1 protein-coding gene and 1 pseudogene are annotated in these 1,606 nt (G+C 47.2%); both read right to left on the bottom strand.

Going from position 1 to position 1,606, the window contains the following annotated elements:
* A partial coding sequence (locus tag C9I92_RS24980; protein WP_249037530.1) for a major capsid protein P2 occupies positions 1–457 on the bottom strand: 457 nt, incomplete at its 3' end.
* A gap of 922 nt (positions 458–1,379) precedes the next feature.
* Positions 1,380–1,606: pseudogene (locus C9I92_RS25615) on the bottom strand (ATP-binding protein); the annotation flags it as partial.

Here is a 1,606-nt window from a genome sequence, read left to right as displayed (position 1 = left end):
TGCGCGGCATGTAGTAACGTGTCGCCTGTGCTGGCAATACATGCGCACGGGCACGAATGGACGGCGTGGCCGTGCCCGCCGGTTTGGATTTCAAGGTGATGTAGACGAACCAGATTTCACCCTGCAACGTGACAAGGTCAGTCTGGCGCACGCCGACTTTGGTGCGCAGCGTGGGATCACCAAATGAAATTACATAGCGCCCTGGCTGGGCGTAGTTTTTGCGGTGGGCTTGCAGCTTCACCAGTGTTTCACCGGTCACGTTCACTTTCGGCGAACCGTTCAGCGACACTTCAACACGTTCAATGTCTTTCGGGTCGGTAATGTCAGTGACCAGCTCAATGCTGTGATAGGTTGGACCAGAAATCAGGCGCAGTGAGGCACGGTTGCCCCAGCCCACGCCCTCGACAGGGTCTAGCTCTTTCGGACGCGGTGCGAACGGAGTGGCGAGTAATTCCATGCTCTCGCCCCCTTAGCCGATTGCGTCTTCAACGGCGTCAACGTTGTTTGACGCCCAGACCACGCCAGCGGCGACCAGTAACGCAATCACACCGGTGATCACATAGCCTTTGGTTTTTGCACTCATATCGTTTGCTCTCTGTTGGTAATGAATCATCTGATTCGTTGAAATGCCCCAACAGAAAAGCAAGCGATTTGGTTTTTAGGCAAACGAAAAAAAGCCCGCTAAACCTATAGGTTTGCGGGCTTTTTATTTTGCGAGTCATATCAAAAAAATAAAACCTACTATGGCTATAATCCACACCGAAAATGAAACAAATGTCATTAAAACATAACTCATATTTTGGCGGGATATTTTTAACACTGCCTATCAAATGAACGCAATGGACGCAGAATTATGAAAAGTACACTCTTACTTGGCTTATTACTTATCCCCCTCGGCGCTCTAGCCCATCCAGGGCGCACCGCGTCAGATGGTTGTCACTATTGCCGAACTAACTGTGATTACTGGGGGGTTCCTCATAACCAGAGGCACTGCCACTATTATGAAGACCCCAAGCCAGAAGATTTAAAATACTCGAAGGTTATTAAAAAGTACTCTGACGATGAGACTAGCTTTGTAACTTTATTGCATGACTCAACTTACATGACCTTTGAGCAACCTCAACAGAAGAAGGTTGACAGCCATTAAATTATTGAAGTGCCCTTCTGGGCACTTTTATCTACTAATGGAAATGATAGCTCCGCAAATACATGATAATTTCAAGCTGATCATTAGTCTGATTTTTAAGCAAAAAAAAGCCCACTAGACAATTAAGTTAATGAGCCCGGAGAATGTGACAAACGTCACGATGGAACCAAGAAGTATACTATCGCTGATAGGCGTACAATCTTAAGTGTAGTTGACGATGGCTGCCCCGTTCTTACTTCCAAGATAATTTCCCAGTTTTCCAGGCTTTCCCATCTTGCAATATATACTCCAGTATCTCCAATTCCGTGATCTCTTCCGCTGGAATCCCTGTCTTGCGTTGCAGGTAATACGCACTATCTTCCGCTTTCTGCATCATTACGCAGGCGAACTGGCAGTTGTCGATAATAGTTTTCGAGACTTCCTGCCCGCGTTGGAACATGTTGATGGAGTGCAGACCGA

It is taken from the genome of Photobacterium ganghwense (genome assembly GCF_003025595.1).
Classification (GTDB): Bacteria; Pseudomonadota; Gammaproteobacteria; order Enterobacterales; family Vibrionaceae; genus Photobacterium; species Photobacterium ganghwense.
Note: the sequence above shows the minus strand (reverse complement) of the source record. Positions and strands in the feature narration are given on the sequence as shown.